The following is a 1568-nucleotide window of genomic DNA, read 5'->3' on the forward strand; positions in this document are numbered from 1 at the left end:
CCCTCTCTGCCAGACTCGGATGAGACCAGTTGGTCTGTTAGTTTGCTGAGGTTTGTGTAGGGCGAGATCGGGATTCGAGCAAGGTGACGTTGAGTGCGGCTGATCTACCCGCTGAGGATGGTGTGGTGGCAGGCAAGAAGGGGCGGCGGGCCGGTGGTGGCGGCCGGTCGAAGCGGCGGTCGTTCACCGCGGAGTACAAGCTGGCGATCGTGGCCGAGTACGACGGGTTGACCGAGCCGGGTGCGCGGGGTGCGTTGCTGCGGCGGGAGGGGTTGTATCACTCGCATGTGATCGAGTGGCGTCGTGCCCGGGATGAGGGCGGGTTGAATGCGTTGGCCGCCAAGCCAACTGGACCCAAGCCAGCGAAAACCGAGGCCGATAGGCGGGTAGAGAAGCTGGAAGCCGAACTCGCCCGCACGCGGGAAGAGTTGGCGCGCAAGGACAAGGCGTTGGCTGTGCTGGGAAAAGCACACGAGCTGCTGGAAATGCTCTCCAGCAGCGAGGATTTCGACGACAAGCGGCAGAAGTGATCGATGCGGCCGTCACGAAGCTGGAGTCGCTGGTAGGAACCAGGGCGGCGTGCCGGTTGACCGGCAAGTCCCGGGCGACGTTGCATCGGCACCGCAACCCGAAACCGCCGAAACATGGGTCAGAGCGGCCGGTGACGCATCCGGCCGCTCTGACCGCCGCCGAGCAGGCCGCGGTGCTCGACGTGCTGCGCAGCGACCGGTTCGTCGACAAGTCGCCGGCGCAGGTGTGGGCGATCCTGCTCGACGAGGGCGAGTATCTGTGCTCGATCTCGACGATGTATCGGCTGCTGCGCGCCCATGGCGAGGTGCGTGAACGCCGCCGCCAGGCCACCCACCCGCCGCGCACCAAGCCGGAGTTGGTGGCGACCGGGCCGAATCAGGTATGGAGTTGGGACGCAACGAAATTGGCGGGGCCGTTCAAAGGCGTCTACTACACGTTGCTGGTGATGCTGGACATCTTCTCCCGCAAAGCTGTCCACTGGAAGGTCGTCCCCGGCGAATCCCGGTGGATCGCAAAGCAATTCCAGCTCGATGCGATCGCCGCGAACGACGGGATCGTGCCCGATTACATCCACGCCGACAACGGCGGCCCGATGACCAGCCAACCGGTCGCCGAACTGCTGATCGACCTGGGTATCACCCGCTCGCATTCACGGCCGCGAGTATCGAACGACAACCCGTACAGCGAAGCCAATTTCAAGACGCTGAAATACTGTCCGGCGTTCCCGCAGCGGTTCGCCTCCATCGGCGAGGCACGACGGTTCGGTGAGCAATTCTTCACCTACTACAACGACCATCACCGGCACTCCGGAATCGGATTACACACTCCCGCAACGGTTCACGACGGCACCGCACTTCGCATCCGTGCCCGGCGAGCCGACGTGCTCACCGCCGCCTATACCGCCAACCCGGCGCGATTCGGGCGCCCTCCGCGACCACCCAAGCTGCCGAAAGCGGCCTGGATCAACGAACCGCCCAAGGAGAACATCATCACAGAATTCATAGCCTGAACGGTCTCATCCGGTTTGACAGCTACCG

General features: G+C 64.0%; 2 protein-coding genes. Both read left to right on the forward strand.

Annotated elements, in window-relative coordinates:
* Positions 1-125 precede the first annotated feature (125 nt).
* Entirely contained in the window at positions 126-530 is a 405-nt protein-coding gene (locus LGY53_RS43350; RefSeq protein ID WP_225732497.1) for a transposase, read from the forward strand.
* Positions 527-1540, forward strand: coding sequence for a DDE-type integrase/transposase/recombinase (locus LGY53_RS43355; protein ID WP_225732498.1), 1014 nt, complete (start codon positions 527-529; stop codon positions 1538-1540). The genes LGY53_RS43350 and LGY53_RS43355 overlap by 4 nt, the downstream gene beginning before the upstream one ends.
* Positions 1541-1568 lie beyond the last annotated feature (28 nt).

Origin of the sequence: Nocardia sp. JCM 34519.1 (genome assembly GCF_020361265.1) — a bacterium.
GTDB classification, from domain to species: domain Bacteria; phylum Actinomycetota; class Actinomycetes; order Mycobacteriales; family Mycobacteriaceae; genus Nocardia; species Nocardia arthritidis_A.